Annotated in this window: 18 protein-coding genes; 11 read left to right on the forward strand and 7 right to left on the reverse strand. The window is 71.5% G+C overall.

Annotation, left to right across the window (positions count from 1 at the left end; genetic code table 11):
- Window positions 1-154: 154 nt before the first annotated feature.
- Window positions 155-523 carry a DsrE family protein gene (locus tag QR77_RS21620; RefSeq protein WP_040023711.1) on the reverse strand — a complete coding sequence of 123 codons (369 nt, stop codon included), beginning with the start codon at window positions 521-523 and terminating at the stop codon, window positions 155-157.
- 102 nt (window positions 524-625) lie between these two features.
- Here QR77_RS21620 and QR77_RS21625 point away from each other — a divergent pair, with 102 nt between their 5' ends.
- From QR77_RS21625 to QR77_RS21655, 6 genes are all read left to right on the forward strand, one after another.
- The gene (locus tag QR77_RS21625) at window positions 626-1,432 is read left to right on the forward strand and encodes a hypothetical protein (RefSeq protein ID WP_040023712.1); all 807 of its coding nucleotides are present in this window, start codon (window positions 626-628) and stop codon (window positions 1,430-1,432) included.
- Window positions 1,429-2,226 carry a hypothetical protein gene (locus QR77_RS21630; RefSeq protein ID WP_040023713.1) on the forward strand — a complete coding sequence of 266 codons (798 nt, stop codon included), beginning with the start codon at window positions 1,429-1,431 and terminating at the stop codon, window positions 2,224-2,226. Before QR77_RS21625 ends, QR77_RS21630 begins: the two co-directional genes overlap by 4 nt.
- Window positions 2,223-3,095, forward strand: a complete 873-nt coding sequence (locus QR77_RS21635) for a hypothetical protein (protein ID WP_040023714.1) — start codon at window positions 2,223-2,225, stop codon at window positions 3,093-3,095. Before QR77_RS21630 ends, QR77_RS21635 begins: the two co-directional genes overlap by 4 nt.
- A gap of 250 nt (window positions 3,096-3,345) precedes the next feature.
- Window positions 3,346-3,918: an FABP family protein gene (locus QR77_RS21645; RefSeq protein WP_040023716.1), complete on the forward strand. Its 573-nt coding sequence runs from the start codon at window positions 3,346-3,348 to the stop codon at window positions 3,916-3,918.
- 91 nt (window positions 3,919-4,009) lie between these two features.
- Window positions 4,010-4,444, forward strand: coding sequence for a Fur family transcriptional regulator (locus tag QR77_RS21650; RefSeq protein ID WP_040023717.1), 435 nt, complete (start codon window positions 4,010-4,012; stop codon window positions 4,442-4,444).
- A gap of 33 nt (window positions 4,445-4,477) precedes the next feature.
- Window positions 4,478-5,458: a glycine cleavage T C-terminal barrel domain-containing protein gene (locus QR77_RS21655; protein WP_040023718.1), complete on the forward strand. Its 981-nt coding sequence runs from the start codon at window positions 4,478-4,480 to the stop codon at window positions 5,456-5,458.
- Between the two features lie 19 nt (window positions 5,459-5,477).
- Here QR77_RS21655 and dtd read toward each other — a convergent pair whose 3' ends face one another.
- Window positions 5,478-5,915: a D-aminoacyl-tRNA deacylase gene (gene dtd, locus QR77_RS21660; RefSeq protein WP_040023719.1), complete on the reverse strand. Its 438-nt coding sequence runs from the start codon at window positions 5,913-5,915 to the stop codon at window positions 5,478-5,480.
- A gap of 120 nt (window positions 5,916-6,035) precedes the next feature.
- Here dtd and QR77_RS21665 point away from each other — a divergent pair, with 120 nt between their 5' ends.
- The 4 genes from QR77_RS21665 to QR77_RS21680 all read left to right on the forward strand — a co-directional run bounded on the left by QR77_RS21665 (window position 6,036) and on the right by QR77_RS21680 (window position 9,893).
- Entirely contained in the window at window positions 6,036-6,752 is a 717-nt protein-coding gene (locus QR77_RS21665) for an ABC transporter substrate-binding protein (protein ID WP_173476329.1), read from the forward strand.
- A gap of 61 nt (window positions 6,753-6,813) precedes the next feature.
- Window positions 6,814-7,800, forward strand: coding sequence for an asparaginase (locus QR77_RS21670; RefSeq protein WP_040023720.1), 987 nt, complete (start codon window positions 6,814-6,816; stop codon window positions 7,798-7,800).
- Between the two features lie 135 nt (window positions 7,801-7,935).
- Window positions 7,936-9,177 carry a GNAT family N-acetyltransferase gene (locus tag QR77_RS21675; protein ID WP_040023721.1) on the forward strand — a complete coding sequence of 414 codons (1,242 nt, stop codon included), beginning with the start codon at window positions 7,936-7,938 and terminating at the stop codon, window positions 9,175-9,177.
- 83 nt (window positions 9,178-9,260) lie between these two features.
- Window positions 9,261-9,893: a TetR family transcriptional regulator gene (locus QR77_RS21680; protein WP_040023723.1), complete on the forward strand. Its 633-nt coding sequence runs from the start codon at window positions 9,261-9,263 to the stop codon at window positions 9,891-9,893.
- Here QR77_RS21680 and QR77_RS21685 read toward each other — a convergent pair.
- From QR77_RS21685 to abc-f, 5 genes are read right to left on the reverse strand one after another with little or no spacing between them, the layout of a single operon-like run.
- On the reverse strand, window positions 9,887-10,408 hold the full coding sequence (locus QR77_RS21685; RefSeq protein WP_040023724.1) for an ATP-binding protein: 522 nt from the start codon (window positions 10,406-10,408) through the stop codon (window positions 9,887-9,889). The genes QR77_RS21680 and QR77_RS21685 overlap by 7 nt on opposite strands.
- Window positions 10,409-10,456: 48 nt before the next feature.
- Window positions 10,457-11,386 (reverse strand): serine/threonine dehydratase, encoded by a 930-nt coding sequence (locus tag QR77_RS21690; protein ID WP_040023725.1) that lies wholly within the window; start codon window positions 11,384-11,386, stop codon window positions 10,457-10,459.
- A 16-nt stretch (window positions 11,387-11,402) separates the two neighbouring features.
- Window positions 11,403-12,236 carry a class I SAM-dependent methyltransferase gene (locus QR77_RS21695; RefSeq protein ID WP_078876985.1) on the reverse strand — a complete coding sequence of 278 codons (834 nt, stop codon included), beginning with the start codon at window positions 12,234-12,236 and terminating at the stop codon, window positions 11,403-11,405.
- A gap of 10 nt (window positions 12,237-12,246) precedes the next feature.
- Window positions 12,247-13,203: a virginiamycin B lyase gene (locus QR77_RS21700; protein ID WP_236710758.1), complete on the reverse strand. Its 957-nt coding sequence runs from the start codon at window positions 13,201-13,203 to the stop codon at window positions 12,247-12,249.
- Window positions 13,200-14,861 carry a ribosomal protection-like ABC-F family protein gene (gene abc-f, locus QR77_RS21705; RefSeq protein ID WP_040023727.1) on the reverse strand — a complete coding sequence of 554 codons (1,662 nt, stop codon included), beginning with the start codon at window positions 14,859-14,861 and terminating at the stop codon, window positions 13,200-13,202. The genes QR77_RS21700 and abc-f overlap by 4 nt, the downstream gene beginning before the upstream one ends.
- Window positions 14,862-15,026: 165 nt before the next feature.
- On the opposite strand from abc-f, the gene QR77_RS47485 reads away from it, so the two are divergent.
- A partial coding sequence (locus QR77_RS47485) for a TetR/AcrR family transcriptional regulator (protein ID WP_173476330.1) occupies window positions 15,027-15,279 on the forward strand: 253 nt, incomplete at its 3' end.

The following is a 15,279-nucleotide window of genomic DNA, read 5'->3' on the forward strand; positions in this document are numbered from 1 at the left end:
CGAGCGCCGCCGCTGCCGCCACCTCGGCCACGGCGACGGCTGCCGCCGTCACGTCCTGCGCCGCCGCGTAACGATCCGCCGGGCACTCGGCTGATGGGGCTCCAAGTCCTCGCGTCCCACAGTCAGTTGGTGCATCAGCCGGTTAGCCGGCCGGTCAGTAGACGAGCGCCTGCACGCCGTCGGCCATGATCTCGCTGACGAAGACCTGCGCGCCCGCGATCCGTACCCCGTCGAGCACATCCTTCTGCGCGATGTCCCGCCGCGCCGCGCACTGCGTGCAGAGTGTGATTCCGCCCCCGGCCAGGATCGATTCCATGAGATCCGGCAGCGGTGCCGAGTGCGGCAGTTCGAACTCGGCGGCCCTGCCGGGCAGCGCGAACCACGCGGATTCCCCCGTCAGCCACAGCGAGACCTCGACCCCGCTGGCGACGGCCACGGCCGCCACCGTGAAGGCCTGGGAACAGCGCTCGGGCGCATCGGCCCCAGCGGTCACTTTGATCACGAGTTTCTTCGCCGGATTCATATATCGAACTGTAATGCGCTGAGCTACAACCCCCTTCTCCCCTCGCAGGTCAGGAGTGTGCGCGTGTAATGGAACGCGCGCTTCAGGCCTTGTGAGGTCCCCTTGGAAAATTTCCCAGCTCCGGAGCCGGCAGGCCCCCCGGAGCCACCCCGGCCGGCCTTCGCGCCGGTCGCCCCGCTCCCGCGCCGAAGACGCGGGCGTACGGCGCTGATCATCGCGGTCGCCGCGGTGTTCGGCATCGTCGGCGGAACGGCCACCGGATACGCGGTCCAGGCCGACCGCCCGCCGACCCCGTTGGCCGCCCTGTCCCAGCCGGACCTGGCGTACCCGGCGAAGCCGCTGCCGCCGGGGAAGGCAGCGGACGCCCTGTCGTCCGACGGGACCGGCCTCGTCAAGACGGACGGCGATCTGCGCAAGCTGCTGCTGAGCAAGCCGGCAGGCGCTCGCTACTCCAAGGCGCCCTGGATCGTGGACGGTTGGTCGTCGCTGACCACCTACGCCGCCGGTGCGGGGAGTCCGGACATGATGTTCGAGTTCCTGGCGGACAAAGAGCTGCGCAGGATCGCCTCCCGGTCCTGGGACTCGGACGGTAACCGTCAGTCGAGCATTGATCTTCTCCAGTTCCGGGCCGGAGACAGCAACGGCGGCCTCGACTTCCTCACGGACCAGATGAGCTTTGTCACCGCGCCCGTCTCCGACGGCGGAACGGGCAGCGGGGGCAAGCCGATCGGAGACAGTGACACCGACTCCTTCTGGCTGTACCCGCAGCCGGGTTCTCTGCCGTTCTACCGGGCCCGCGCGCTCGCGCAGCGCGGCGGCGTGGTGATGGACATCAACGTCTTCGACACCGAGCCGATCAGCGAGAAGTACATCAGGACGCTGGCCGAGAGACAGTTGGAGCGGCTGTGAACGACGACATGGACACCCAGCAGGCACAGCAGCAACAGCAGGCACCCGCCTCCGTCCCCACCGCCGTGCGCCGCCGCCGGTTCCTCGGTGTGGCACTACCCACCCTGCTCGTCCTCGGAGCGCTCGGCGGCGGGATCGGATACGTCAAGGTCACCGTCGACGCGGCCGACAGGACCGCCCCCACGACGGTGTGGAAGGACACGCGGCACAAGGTCAGCAGGGACCCGGCGGAGAACGCGGAACAGGGTCGTACGGACAACGACCTCAGCCGCCAACTGCTGCCGGTCCCCGCCGGCTTCCGGCTCGGTCCCGACTCGGCGGAGTTCGGCAACGACAGTCTCATCAACGAGGCGCAGGCGGACGCGCTCCTGAGGTCGATGGCGAACGGGCTCTCCGGCGAAGCGCGCCGGTCGGTGGACAAGGAGATCGACAAGTGGGGCGTCAAGGGCGTCGCCGAGCGGGTGTACCTCGCGCTCAGCGACGACCTCGTGGTTGACGTGGCCGTCGGCCGGCTGGCGGGCCCCGAGGTGGCCCGTCAGTGGTACGAGGCGGCCTCACACCCCTATGTGGGCGGACGGAAGGGGCCCACGGTCGACGGCCACACCCACGTCACCTGCGAGCTGGCGCCGAAGGACACGAAGGTCGAGCTCGACGCCATGAACTGCGCGGCGTACAAGGGCGACCTGACCCTCAACGTCAGCGCCAGTGGGGTCAAGCCGTTCAGGTCCTCCGACGTCGCCGAACTGGTCGGCGACCAGCTCGACCACATCGCATCCCCGGGGAAGTCCATATGACCGAGCAACTCACCCCGGAGCCCGAAGCGGCGCCGCGGCCCGAGCTCGCGCCCGCGCCCGCCGTTCTCCCCCCGCTGCTGTCGCAAGCACCGCCGCTGCCTGCGCCTCCCCGGCCTCCCCGCGGTGCGCTGCGCGCCGTCGCGCGCTGGACGGCCGCCGTACTTGTCTGCGGTGTCCTCGGCACCGGCACCGCCTTCGGCATCGCTCGCCTGGACCGTACGGACGTACCGGGCCTCGCGACCGCCGACGACGGCCGCTGGGACTATCCCGAGCTCTCCCTCCCCGCGCTGCCCGCCGGATCCCCGCGCCCGTTCAGCTATGCCAACAAGGCCGAGACCCATCACGCGGACCTGCGCGAGCTGCTGCTGCCCGCCCCGGCCGGAGCCACCGCCGACAAGAAGCTGGCGGGAGGGTGGGTGAGCGTCGACCAATACGTGTCCGCCTACGCGGTTGAACAGCGCCCCCGCCTCAAGGAGGCGCTGCGTCACGACGGCGTACGGCACGTGGCCGCTCGCGGCTGGACCATGCCGGACGGCACCGTCTCACGTGTGTACCTGCTCCAGTTCGAGTCGGTCGCGTTCACGGCGGAGTTCGTGCAGGACGGCATCGGCTACGTCATCAGCGCCGGAGTCCCCCTCGCGGCCGCGCCCGAGGCCGTGCTGGACGAGCAGTGGAGCAAGACCACACAGGTGCGGGGCACCCGTACCGCCGCGTACACCGAACCGAAGCCGTACGGTGCCACGCAGGTCCGCCAGGGGTACATACGGGCCGGTGACACCCTCGCGCTCGTCGTCAACGAGAAGAAGGGCGGAGCCGCCGCCGTGCCCTTCCACCAGACGATGATTCTGCAGACCCAGCTCCTCGGCTGAACCTCGGGAAGAGGGCCGGGCGCCCACCCATTAGGCTGGGACCCGGCCCTGCCCGCCCCACCGCTCATCCGAGGAGCACCCCGTGCTTGAGGACGTCTACACTTCCCTGCTCGTCCTGGTCTGCGTCGGCGTCCTCGCCTTCGCCGCCCTGGTGGTGAAGAAGCTCTACCAGGGCCAGCGCTGACCACCACCGGCCGCCTCCGCCGCTCGTCACCGCCCGCCGCCACTACAGATCGCCTGAGCCGTACTCATGATCGAGATCCCGTCCGACCTGCATCCGGACCTTGTCCCCCTCGCCTTCCTCCTCGGCAACTGGGAAGGGGTCGGCGTCTTCGACTTCCCCGGTGACGAGAAGGCCAACTTCGGCCAGGAAGTGACCTTCAGCCACGACGGCCGGGACTTCCTCGAGTACGTCTCGCACACCTGGTCGCTCGACGCCGAGGGCCAGAAGGTCAAGCCGATCGAGTCCGAGTCCGGCTTCTGGCGCATCGACAAGGACCGCAAGGTCGAGGTCGTCATGGTCCGTGACCAGGGCGTCGTCGAGATCTGGTACGGCGATCTTGGCGCCCAGAAGCCGCAGATCGACCTGGTCACCGACGCGGTGGCCCGTACGGCTGCCTCCGGGCCGTACAGCGGTGGCAAGCGGCTCTACGGCTATGTGAACAGCGACCTGATGTGGGTGGGCGAGAAGTCCACCCCCGAGGTTCCGCTGCGGCCGTACATGTCGGCGCATCTGAAGAAGGTCGTCTCCCCCGACCAGGTCGCGGCCTGGGCCAAGGACCTCGGCGACCTCCCGGACGACGGCATCGCCTTCTTCAAGTAGGCGCCCCCGCACGTGGGCGCCCGGAGTCCGCTCCGCCTCATCTGTTACACGCACGGTCCGCCCCGCGCGTGATCCTGCCTACACTGGGGGCGTGGTGAGCATCGACTGGAAGACCGATCTGCGGCAGCGCGGCTACCGGCTGACGCCCCAGCGCCAGCTTGTGCTCGAAGCGGTCGACTGCCTCGAACACGCGACGCCCGACGACATTCTCTCCGAGGTGCGCAAGACCGCCTCCGGGGTCAACATCTCCACCGTCTACCGGACCCTGGAGCTGCTGGAGGAGCTGGACCTCGTCTCGCACGCCCACCTCGGGCACGGTGCGCCGACGTACCACCTCGCCGACCGCCACCATCACATCCACATGGTGTGCCGGGACTGTACGAACGTCATAGAGGCGGACATCGACGTCGCCGCCGACTTCACCGCCAAGCTGCGCGAGACCTACGGCTTCACGACGGACATGAAGCACTTCGCCATTTTCGGCCGCTGCGAGAGCTGCTCGGCCCGCGCCGCGAACGGTGAGTAGGAGCGTGCGGGAGCGAGTCGTACGCTTGCCGGTATGCAGCGAGATTCAGCGAACAGCCCTTTGCTTTCCCTGCCAGGAGCCGTAGCCGCCGAGGGACCGGACGAAGGTGTCGCGGCGCACTACGGCGGTCTGTTCCCCGAACAGCGCGCGCTCGCCGACGGCAAGGGCCTGGTGGACCTCTCGCACCACGGCGTGGTCACCGTCACCGGCGACGACCGGCTGACCTGGCTGCACCTGCTGCTCACCCAGCACGTCAGCGAGCTTCCCGCCGGACAGGCGACGGAAGCGCTGATCCTGTCGGCGAACGGCCACATCGAGCACGCGCTCTACCTCGTGGACGACGGCGCGACGACCTGGATGCATGTCGAGCCCGGCACCGCGGAGGCGCTGGTCGCCTACCTGGAGTCGATGAAGTTCTACTACCGGGTCGAGGTGGCGGACCGTACGGACGACTTCGCCCTCGTACACCTCCCGGCCGGATCGATCGCCGAGGTGCCGGAGGGGTCGGCCGTACGGGAGACCCCGTACGGCAGGGACGTCTTCCTGCCGCGCGCCGAGCTGGAGACGTACGCGGGCGCGCACGGCCCGCTCGTGGGACTGCTCGCGTACGAGGCGCTGCGCATCGAGGGCCACCGGCCGCGCCTCGGCTTCGAGACCGACCACCGGACCATCCCGCACGAGCTGGGCTGGATCGGGAGCGCCGTGCACCTGGAGAAGGGCTGCTACCGGGGCCAGGAGACCGTGGCGCGCGTCCACAACCTGGGGAAGCCGCCGCGCAGGCTCGTATTCCTGCACCTGGACGGCAGCGAGGTGCTGCTGCCCGGGCACGGGACGCCCGTACGGCTGGCGGCGGACGGCGAGGAGGGGCGCCAGCTCGGCTTCATCACGTCGTCGGCCCGCCACCACGAGCTGGGGCCGATCGCGCTGGCCCTGGTCAAGCGCAATGTGCCGGTGGACGCCGAGCTGATGGCGGGGGACACGGCGGCGGCGCAGGAAGCGGTCGTCGAGGCCTGAGACTTCTGAGATCCGGGTCTCAGATTTCGAGCTGGAGCGTGAACGGGCCGTGATTCGTGAGCGAGACGCGCATGTCCGCTCCGAACCGGCCCGTCTCCACCTTGGCCCCCAGCGCGCGCAGCCGCGCCACCACCTCGTCGACCAACGGCTCGGCCACCGCTCCCGGCGCCGCGGCGTTCCAGGTGGGCCGGCGGCCCTTGCGCGCGTCCCCGTAGAGGGTGAACTGCGAAATCACCAGGAGCGGCCCATTCGTATCCGAACAGGACTTCTCGCCCTCCAGGATCCGCATCGTCCAGAGCTTGTTGGCGAGCAGCGCCGCCTTCTCCTTCGTGTCCTCGTGGGCCACTCCCACCAGCACACACAGTCCTTCGCCGGCGATCTCGCCGACCGTTTCGGTCCCTGACTCCGTGACGACGTCGACGCGCGCGCCGTCCACTCTCTGCACCACTGCACGCATGGCGGCCAATCTACCGGGGGCCGAACGGGTGCAGAGTGCCCGCACGTGCAGGTGCATGAGTGGCACGATGCAGGGAGGCGGTGCGTTCGCGTGCCGGTCGAGGGATGGGGAGTACGCGTGATGAACACTTCTGGCGCCGGGCCGCGGCCCGGTCCCGTACCGACGACCCGTACCACCAGCGGTACGGGCGTCACCGGTGCGGGCAATACCGCCGGCGGAACTCCTGGTGGCACTCCCGGTGGCACTCCCGGCGTTCCGGGCCGTGCGGCGGGCCGGGTCCCGGGCGGTGTCCCGAAGGCTCAGGGGATGCGCCCGCCCGTGCAGCGGACCGGTGTCGACCCCGCGCTGCCCGCCCCCAGACCGTACGACGTGACGGTCCTGTGCCTGCCCGAACTGCGCCTGCTGAGCCGCGACTCGCAGCGCGACGAGGCCGACCTGAGCTATCTGCGGCGGCTGCTCCAGGGGCGGATCGACATCCTGCGGGCGGAGTTGGCCCGCCGTACCGCGCCGGAGACGCCCGTCGTCGACCGGCTCTCCGAGATCCTCGCCGACGCGCCTTCGCGGCACCGCTCGTCCGCCCGCCATGTGACGCTGACGACGCCGCGCAGCGAGGAGTACCGCCGGCTGGCCGCCGAGACACTCGCCGAGGTGGAGCTGTCGGATCTGCTGGCCCGTACGGACGACGAACTGCACACGGCCATGGCGCGGCTGGTGCGCCATGAGCAGCAGATCTCGCGCCGGCGCCACAAGCTCCAGCGGACCGCGGACGATTGCAGCGCGGAAATCGCCCGCAGGTACCGTGACGGGGAAGCCCAAGTGGACGACCTGCTCACGTAGCGGCTCACGAAGCCCGCGAGGGAGGGTCGTCGAGGGTCCTGCTGCATCTGGAAGGCCGACGATGATCCCGTCCACGTCCCCGTTCACGCCCGCGTCCACCGTGCCGTCCGTCCCGCCCGTCCTCGCCGAGGACGTACGGTCCGGTTTCGTCGAGGGCCGCCACCGAGGGTCGCTGGTGCTCCTCGGCCCCGAAGGACAGGTCGAGTTGGAGCTCGGCGAGCCGGGCATCCCCGTCTTTCCCCGCTCCAGCAACAAGCCGATGCAGGCCGCCGCGGTGCTGCGGGCCGGGCTCGATCTGTCGGGGGAACGGCTGGCGCTGGCGGCGGCGAGCCACTCGGGCGAGCCCTTCCACCTCGACCTCGTCCGTACGATGCTCGCCGAGCACGGGCTGACCGCCGACGACCTCCAGACCCCGCCCGATCTGCCGGTCGACCCGGTGGAGGCTGAGGCGTATCTCACATCGGGTCGGGTACGGGACCGCGTCGCGATGAACTGCTCGGGCAAGCACACGGCGATGCTGGCGGCCTGCGTGCTCAACGGCTGGCCCAAGGAGAGCTATCTGGACCCGGCGCACCCCTACCAGAAGCTGGTGCGCATGGTGGTGGAGGAGTCGGCGGGCGAGCGGGTCGCGGCCGTCGGTACGGACGGCTGCGGCGCCCCGCTGATGGCCATCAGCCTCACCGGTCTCGCGCGTGCCTTCCGGCACTTCGTGCTGGCGGCGGAGGGCTCGGACGAGCGGCGGGTGGCGGACGCGATGCGCGCCCACCCGGAGTACGTGGCCGGCACCCGCAGGCACGACACCTGGCTGATGCGTGAGGTGCCGGGCGCGCTCTCCAAGACGGGCGCCGAGGCGGTGCAGGCGGTCGCGCTGGCGGACGGGCGGGCGCTGGCGTTCAAGATCGACGACGGCGGGGCGCGGGCGGTGGGCCCTGTGCTGGCGCGTGCGCTGGACCTGCTGGGCGTCGAGGGCGACGTGCTGCGGCGGATCGGGCGGTCGCCGCTGAGTGGCGGCGGTGTCGAGGTGGGCGGGGTACGGGCGGTGTTCTGACCGGGGGGTGTGCGGGGTCGGGCTCGGGGTCGCGGGCGGGCTCGGGCTCGCGGGCGGGCTCCGAGGCTGGTGGGAAACCCGGGTGCGGGGAAACCCGGGTGCGGCTCCGCGGGGGCGCGGCTTAGCGTGGAGGGCATGAGTCTTGAGGTCCGTCCCGTCACCGATTCCGAGTTCCCCGACTGGCACCGAGCCCTGAACACCGGGTTCCTCCGGTCGCCCGTATCTCCGGAGGAGGTGGTGTCGGGTGCCCGGTCGTACGTGGATCTGACCCGCGTCCTGGGCGCGTTCGACCGGGGACGGTGCGTGGCGACCTTCCGGTCCTTCGACCAGGAGCTGACGCTGGTCGGCGGCGCGACGCGGACCGTGGACGCGGTCACCAGCGTGACCGTGTCGCCGACCCACCGCAGGCGCGGCCTGCTCAGCCGGATGATGGCCGCCGATCTGGGGGCGGCGAAGGAGCGCGGGGACGCGCTCGCCACCCTGATCGCGGCCGAGTACCCGATCTACGGGCGGTACGGCTTCGGGCCCGCCGCCTCGCTGGCCGAGTGGAGCATCGACGTACCCCGCGCCGGCCTCGACCCGCGCTGGTCCGGCCCGGAGGACGGCGGCAGCATCGAACTGCTGGACATCGCCGACGTACCCAAGATCGGCGGCGAGTTCCACGACCGCTTCCGGGTGACCCAGCCGGGCGCGACCGACCGTAACGAGCGCTGGTGGCGGATGGAGACCGGAGCGAAGCACTCCGGTACTCCCAAGACGGAGCGGTTCTTCGCCGCGTACCGCTCGCCGGCCGGCGAGATCGAGGGCATGGCGGCCTACAGCGCCGACACGAACTGGGGCGACGTCAAACAGCCGCTGAACACCCTCACCGTCGACTGGCTGACCGCCCTGAACCCGGCAGCGCAGCGCGCCCTGTGGCACTTCCTCTGCTCCATCGACTGGATCACCACGGTCAGGACCGGCTACCGCGCCCCCGACGACCTGCTCCCGAACCTGCTCCCCGACCCGCGCGCCGCCCGCATCGTGACGCAGGCCGACTACATGTGGGTACGGGTCCTGGACGTGCCGCGCGCGCTGGAAGCCCGTACGTACACCACCCCCGGCACCCTGGTCCTGGACGTCCACGACCCGTCGGGCCTGACGGGCGGCCGCTTCCGCCTGGAGGCCTCCGACACGGAAGCGTCCTGCACCCCGACCACGGACTCGCCCGATGTCACCCTGGACGTAAAGGAGTTGGGCGCGCTCTACCTGGGCGACGCCTCTGCGGTGCGACTGGCGGCCCTGGGCACCCTGACGGAGAACACCCCGGGAGCGGTGTCCCGCACGGAGTCCATGTTCCGCACCCCGAGGCGCCCTTGGATCCCGGACATCTTCTGACACCCCAGGCGCTGTTCGCCGAGGAGCGGGGCCGTCGCGGCGGTGTGTGGGGGCGGCGGTGGGTTTGCGTACGCTTCGGAGTCATGAGTGAGCAGGAGCGGCGGCCCGGGGCCGGGTTGCGGGAGCGGCAGAAGCAGCGGCGGCATCAGGCGATCTCCGATGCCGCCATCGCGCTCTTCCTGGCCAGGGGCTTCGACCAGGTGTCCGTCGCCGAGATCGCGGCCGCCGTCGAGATCTCCAAGCCGACCCTCTTCCGGTACTTCCCCACCAAGGAAGACCTCGTGCTGCACCGCTTCGCCGACCATGAGGACGAGCCGGCGCGGGTGGTGCTGGCGGGGCGCGCCGAGGGGGTCAGGCCGCTCGACGCGCTCCTGCGGCGCTTTCTGGCGGGGCTGGAGAGCCGCGACCCCGTGACCGGGCTCAACGATGACGAGGGTGTGCGCGCGTACCTGCGGATGCTGTACGGCACGCCGAGTCTCGCCGCCGGGATGTACAGCTACCAGGCGCGCTCCGAGGACGCGCTCGCCACGGCGCTCGGGGGCGGGCTCGCCGCGCGCCTCGCTGCGGGGCAGATCGTCGTCGTACAGCGGGTGCTCGCGCTGGAGAACGTACGGCGGATCGCGGCCGGTGAGCGCGCCGCGCAGCTCCATCCGGAGGCGGTCGCCGCCGCCGAGTCGGCGTTCGGGCGGCTGCGCGGCGGGCTCTCCGACTACTGAGTCCGTTCGGCGATCTGGTGGGCCGCCTGCGCGGGTGTGATCTCGGTCGTGTCGATGATCGCGGCCTCCTGGCGCAGCCACGGCAGCGCGTCCTCGTAGGCGGAGAGCTTTCCGAGGCGCCGGCCGACGGCCGCGCGGCTCTCGGGCTTGGTGTCGGTGTGAATACGGGTGGTGAGGGTGTCGCGGTCGGTGTGCAGGACGAAGTGGTGCACCGGGATGCCCCTTTCCCACAGGCCGGTGTCGATCTCCCGCCAGTACCGCCGCACGAGCACTGTCTGCGGCACGACGAGTGTGCCGCCGACGAAGCCGAGGATCCGCGACGCCGTCTCCACCACCAGCGCGCGCCAGGGCGGCCACTCCTGGAAGTCCCGGACCGGCACGGTGTGCAGGACGTGCCTCAGCATGTAGCCGACCTGTTCGGCGGCGAAGGCTCTCGACTCCGGTAGGAGCGCGGTGAGTTCCTCGGTCGTGGTGGTCTTGCCGGCGCCGAAGGCTCCGTTCAGCCAGATGATCATCCGCCGGAGCGCAGCCAGCCAACGGGCTACGGGCTACGGGCTACCCGGCTACGGGCTTGCCGGTGTCCAGTCCGCGTTCGCGCCGCAGACCACCAGGCATGGTGCGTCGCCCGGTACACGTCCCGCCAGCCACGCGGCGAACGGCGCCGCCGCCGCGGGTTCCACGGCGATGCGGCACTCCTCCCAGAGCCGGTCGCGCGCCCGTAGGATCTGCTCGTCGTCGACCAGTACGGAGACCAGTTCGTCCGGGCGGGCGGCGGCCGCCGACAGGATCGCCCACGGCACCTCGCCCACCCGGCTCGCTCCCGTCGCCGAAGCGGCCACGGAGTCGATCGCCGAGTCCACCGGCTTTCCGGCGGCGAGCGCGTCGTGCAGGCAGCGGCAGTGCTCCGGTTCCACGGCCACGACCTGGCGCCCGCCGCCCGCCAGGGTCGTACCGGCCGCCAGTCCGCCGCCGCCGACCGCGACCACGAGCGTGTCGACGTGGGGCGCGTCGGCCACGATCTCCGCAGCCACCGTGCCCTGACCGGCGACCACGGCCGGGTCGTCGTACGCGTGCAGGAAGCGCAGGCCCGGCCGGGAAGCGGCGTCCGAGGCCGCCGCCGCTGCCTCGGCGAAGCTCGCTCCGTACCGTACGAGGCGGGCGCCCGCCGCCTCGATGCGCCGCGCCTTCGACGTGGGCGCGCTCTCGGGGACGTACACCGTCGCCTCAACGCCCAGCAGCGCGGCGGCCGTTGCGACAGCGAGGCCGTGGTTGCCCCCGGAGGCGGTGACGACATGCTCGTCCAACGGGCCGGAGAGCAGGGCGTTGAGCGCGCCGCGCAGCTTGAACGAGCCGCCGAGCTGCATGTGTTCGAGCTTCAGGAGGACGCGCCTGCCGCCCGACTCCACCTCGATGAGGGGCGTACGGCGGGCGTACGGGCTGATTCTTCCGGCGGCCAGGGCGACGGCCGACGCGGTGAGGGTTTCCGTGTTCATGCGTCCATCTTGGCCTTCAGCACGCGAGAAGGGTGAGGTAGGCGAAGCCGAGGATGCCCCGGTAGGCCAGCCAGTGCGACCGGTGGGTGTCGAGCGCGGCGCGTACGGTGTCCGCCTCGGCGTGGTCGCCGTGGGCCGCGAGCCACTCCTCCCTGGAGAGGAGGTACGCCGACTCGAAGTGTTCCCACTCGTCCATGCTCGCCGTCTCGATCCACAGCGGCCGGAAGCCGGCCCCGGCGGCGAGAGCGACGAGTCCGGCGAGGTCCGTGAACTCGTCCGACGAGGTGTCCGGCCACATCCCGGCCAGCTCGCCGGCCGTGGGCGGCCGCTGCCAGAAACCCTCGCCGAAGAGCACGCGGCCGCCGGTTCCCGCCATCTCCCGCAGGGCGCGCAGCGATTCAACGGTGTGGGCCGGCGGCGCGGCATCGGAGAACACATGGCTCGATCCGACGCAGAGTGTGAGGTCGCCGGCCGTGCCCGCCGTACGGACGAAGTCGGCGACGGGCGACGCCACGAACTCCACCCGGTCGGCCAGCCCCCGGGCCTCGGCGTTGCCGCGGCCCCTCGCCAGAAGCCCGGTGTCGGTGTCCACGCCGACACCGACAGCGCCAGGCGCGGCGACCAGCAACTGGAGCAGCAATTCCCCCCAGCCACAGCCGAGATCGAGCACGGTGGACGGCCGGCTCCTGGCGAGCCGGTCGACCATTCCGGCCGCTCTCGCCGGTGAGAGCGGCGAGTTGAAGTGGAGCCAGGTGTACGGGGACGGCGGGGCCGAGGAGACCACGTCCACGTACGCGGCGGAGGCGGCGGAGTCGGGGAACTGCGGAGGGAACAGCGAAGGGGCGGGCATGCGCCGGAGGCTAGCCCGGGCTTTCCGGCGGGGACACCGATTTATTGCCGACGGGACGCCGGCCGCCGCCGAAGTCGAGCCGGACGATCTCCCCGATCTCCAGTGCCACATAAAGGGAGTCGTCGGGTCCGAAGGTGAGTCCGTGCGGTTCCGAGCCGGGCGTCGGCAGTTCGTACTCCTCGATGCGACCCCCTGGTGTGAGGGACCCGATACGGTTCGTTCCCCACTCCGTGAACCAGCAGACACCGGCCGCGTCCGCGACGATCGCGTGCGGCCGGGAAGAGGGGTCGGGGAGCGGGAATTCGTCGATCCGGCCGTCCGTGTCGATACGGCCGATCGCACCCGCGCCGATCTCGGTGAACCACAGCGCTCCGTTGCCGCCGCACACGATGCCGACCGGCGCGGCGGGCCCGGCGGGCCCGGTGGGCAGCGGGTGGAGCGTGACATCGCCGTCGAGGGTGATCCTGCCGATGGCGTTGGCCTGGTTCAGGGTGAACCACATAGCGTTGTCAGGGCCGTTGGCGATGGCCGAGGGATACGCGCCGGTGGTGGGCAGCGGGAATTCGGTCACCTGGCCTTCCGCGCTGATGCGGCCGATCCGGTCGGCCTGTATCTCGGTGAACCAGAGGGCGCCGTCGGAGCCGGCGGCGATCCCGTACGGTCCGCTGTCCGGGGTGGGTACGGGGTACGAGGTCGCCAGGCCCGAGGTGCTGATCCGTCCGATGCGGTGGTCCTGGAAGCGGGTGAACCACAGCGCGCCGTCGGGGCCCGGTGTGATGACGGTCGGACCGCAGGTGGCGGAGTCGAGGGAGTGCAGGGCGAGTTGGCCGTCCGGCGCCAGGCGGCCGAGCTGACCCGAGTGGACCAGCGTGAACCACAGGGCGTCGTCGGGGCCCTTGGTGATGCCGTACGGTCCGGCGGCTCCTTCCGGCAGGCGGACGACCGAGGTGAGAGCACTGGTGGTCATCGGGAACTCCCTTGCCGGGAAGGGTTGTTGGGGGCCGTCGATACGGAGAGGCGCGCGCCGGCCCACCGCTCACGCAGCCGGCGGTCGTGGCTGACGACGACCAGCGCGCCGTCGTAGTGCGCGAGTGCGGTCTCCAACTCCTCGACCAGGGCGAGCGACAGGTGGTTGGTCGGCTCGTCCAGCAGCAGGACGTCGGCCGGTTCGTCGAGCAGCCGCGCCAGCGTGAGACGCTGCCGCTGCCCCGTCGACAGGCTCCCGACCCGGACGTCGAACCGGTCGGGCGCGAAGAGGCCGAGGGCGGTGAGCCGTTCGACATGCTCGGCGGGCGAGCCGGGGCGGCCGTACGCGAAGGCGTCCAGCAGCGTCCGGCCCGGCGGGCCGACGGCGGGTTCCTGCGGGAGGTGACCGATCCGGCCGCCGCGGGTGAGGTGCCCGCCGTCAGGCGTGAGTTCACCGGCGAGCACCTTCAACAGGGTGCTTTTCCCGGCCCCGTTGGGCCCGGTGATCAGCAGGCGGCCGCCCGCCGCCAGGCTGAGATCCGTACGGCCGAGGCGCCCGGTGACGGCGACGCCGGCCGCTTCGAGGACCGTGCCGTGCGCGCGGTCGGCGCCGGTGCGCAGGGACGGGGCGAAGCGCAGCGGCTCCGGCGGGGGAGGGACGGGGTCGGCGAGCAGCCGGTGCAGTCGTTCCTCGGCGTTTCGGACCCGGCTCGCGAGCGACTGCTGCACCCGGCCGCCCGCCCGGTCGTACGCCATCTTGTTGCCGTCCTTCATCGGCCGCCCGGGCGCCACTTGGCGCGCGGTGGTCGCGGCTGCCTCGCGGAGCCGGTCGAGATCGGCGCGCCACCCCTCGTACGCCTGGACCCAGCGCCGCCGGGCCGCCGCCTTCTCGGCGAGATAGCCCGCGTAACCGTTGCCGTACCGGACGACGGACCGGCGGTCGGCGTCCACCTCCAGCAGGCCGGTGGCGGTGCGTTCGAGGAACACCCGGTCGTGGGAGACGGCGACCGTGGTGCCGCGCCGGCCGCGCAGGTGGTCTTCGAGCCAGGTCAGCGCGTTGTCGTCGAGGTGGTTGGTCGGCTCGTCCAGCAGCAGGACCTCGGGGCTCGCGGAGAGGAGCGACGCCAGGCGCAGCCGCACCTGCTCGCCCCCGGAGAGCGTCCCGACGGTCCGGTCACGGCGCAGTCGCGCCAGACCGAGGCCGTGCAGCGCGCGTTCGACGCGGGCGTCGGCGTCGTACCCGCCGCGGAGTTCGAAGACGGTCAGCAGGTCGCCGTACTCGGCAAGGCCTGACTCGTCGCCGTCGGACATCGCGGCTTCGAGGCGGCGCAACTGCCTTTCGACGGCGCGCAGTTCGCTCAGCGCCCGGTCGATGATCTCCTGGACGGTCAGTCGCGGTGGCAGCGCCTCGTCCTGGGCGAGGTAGCCGATGCCGCCGTCGGCGCGGCGGACGATCTCTCCCTGGTCGGGCTGTTCGCGGCCGGCGAGCAGCCGCAGCAGAGTCGTCTTGCCCGATCCGTTCTCGCCGATGATGCCGGTGCGTTCACCGGTGGTGAGTGAGCAGGTCACTCCGTCGAGAACGATCCGGCCGTTGTACGACTTGGTGACGGCGAGGGCTGTGAGCTGGGTGTGCGAGCCGGTGCGGGTGGGAGAGGGCATGCGGATGCTCCGAAGCGTGCGGGAACGGTGCGCCCTTCGGGGGGCGCCGGACCGGGGAACCGCTGCGGAAGACCATCGACTGACTCCACTGACTCCACTAGTGCGACGGCTGTTGCATTAAGATGTTCCCATGATGCCCACCGCGCGAGCAACCGGATATCCGGCGTGAACGAGCCCTCCGGGCCGGCCGGGCCGTCTGAGCCCTCCGCGCCGCCGTCTGACCCCGCCTCACCGTCCAGGCCCGCCTCGCCGCCCGCGCGGCGCCCCGGCGGCCGTGGCGCCCGTATCCGTACCCGGGTGCTCGACGCGGTGCGCGCGCACCTCCTGGCGTACGGCTACGACGGCCTCACCGTCGACGCCGTCGCCGCCCGCGCCGGCGTGCACCGCACCACGGTCTACCGGCGCTGGCACGACGTCG

Origin of the sequence: Streptomyces sp. 150FB, from assembly GCF_000818195.1 — a bacterium.
Classification (GTDB): Bacteria; Actinomycetota; Actinomycetes; order Streptomycetales; family Streptomycetaceae; genus Streptomyces.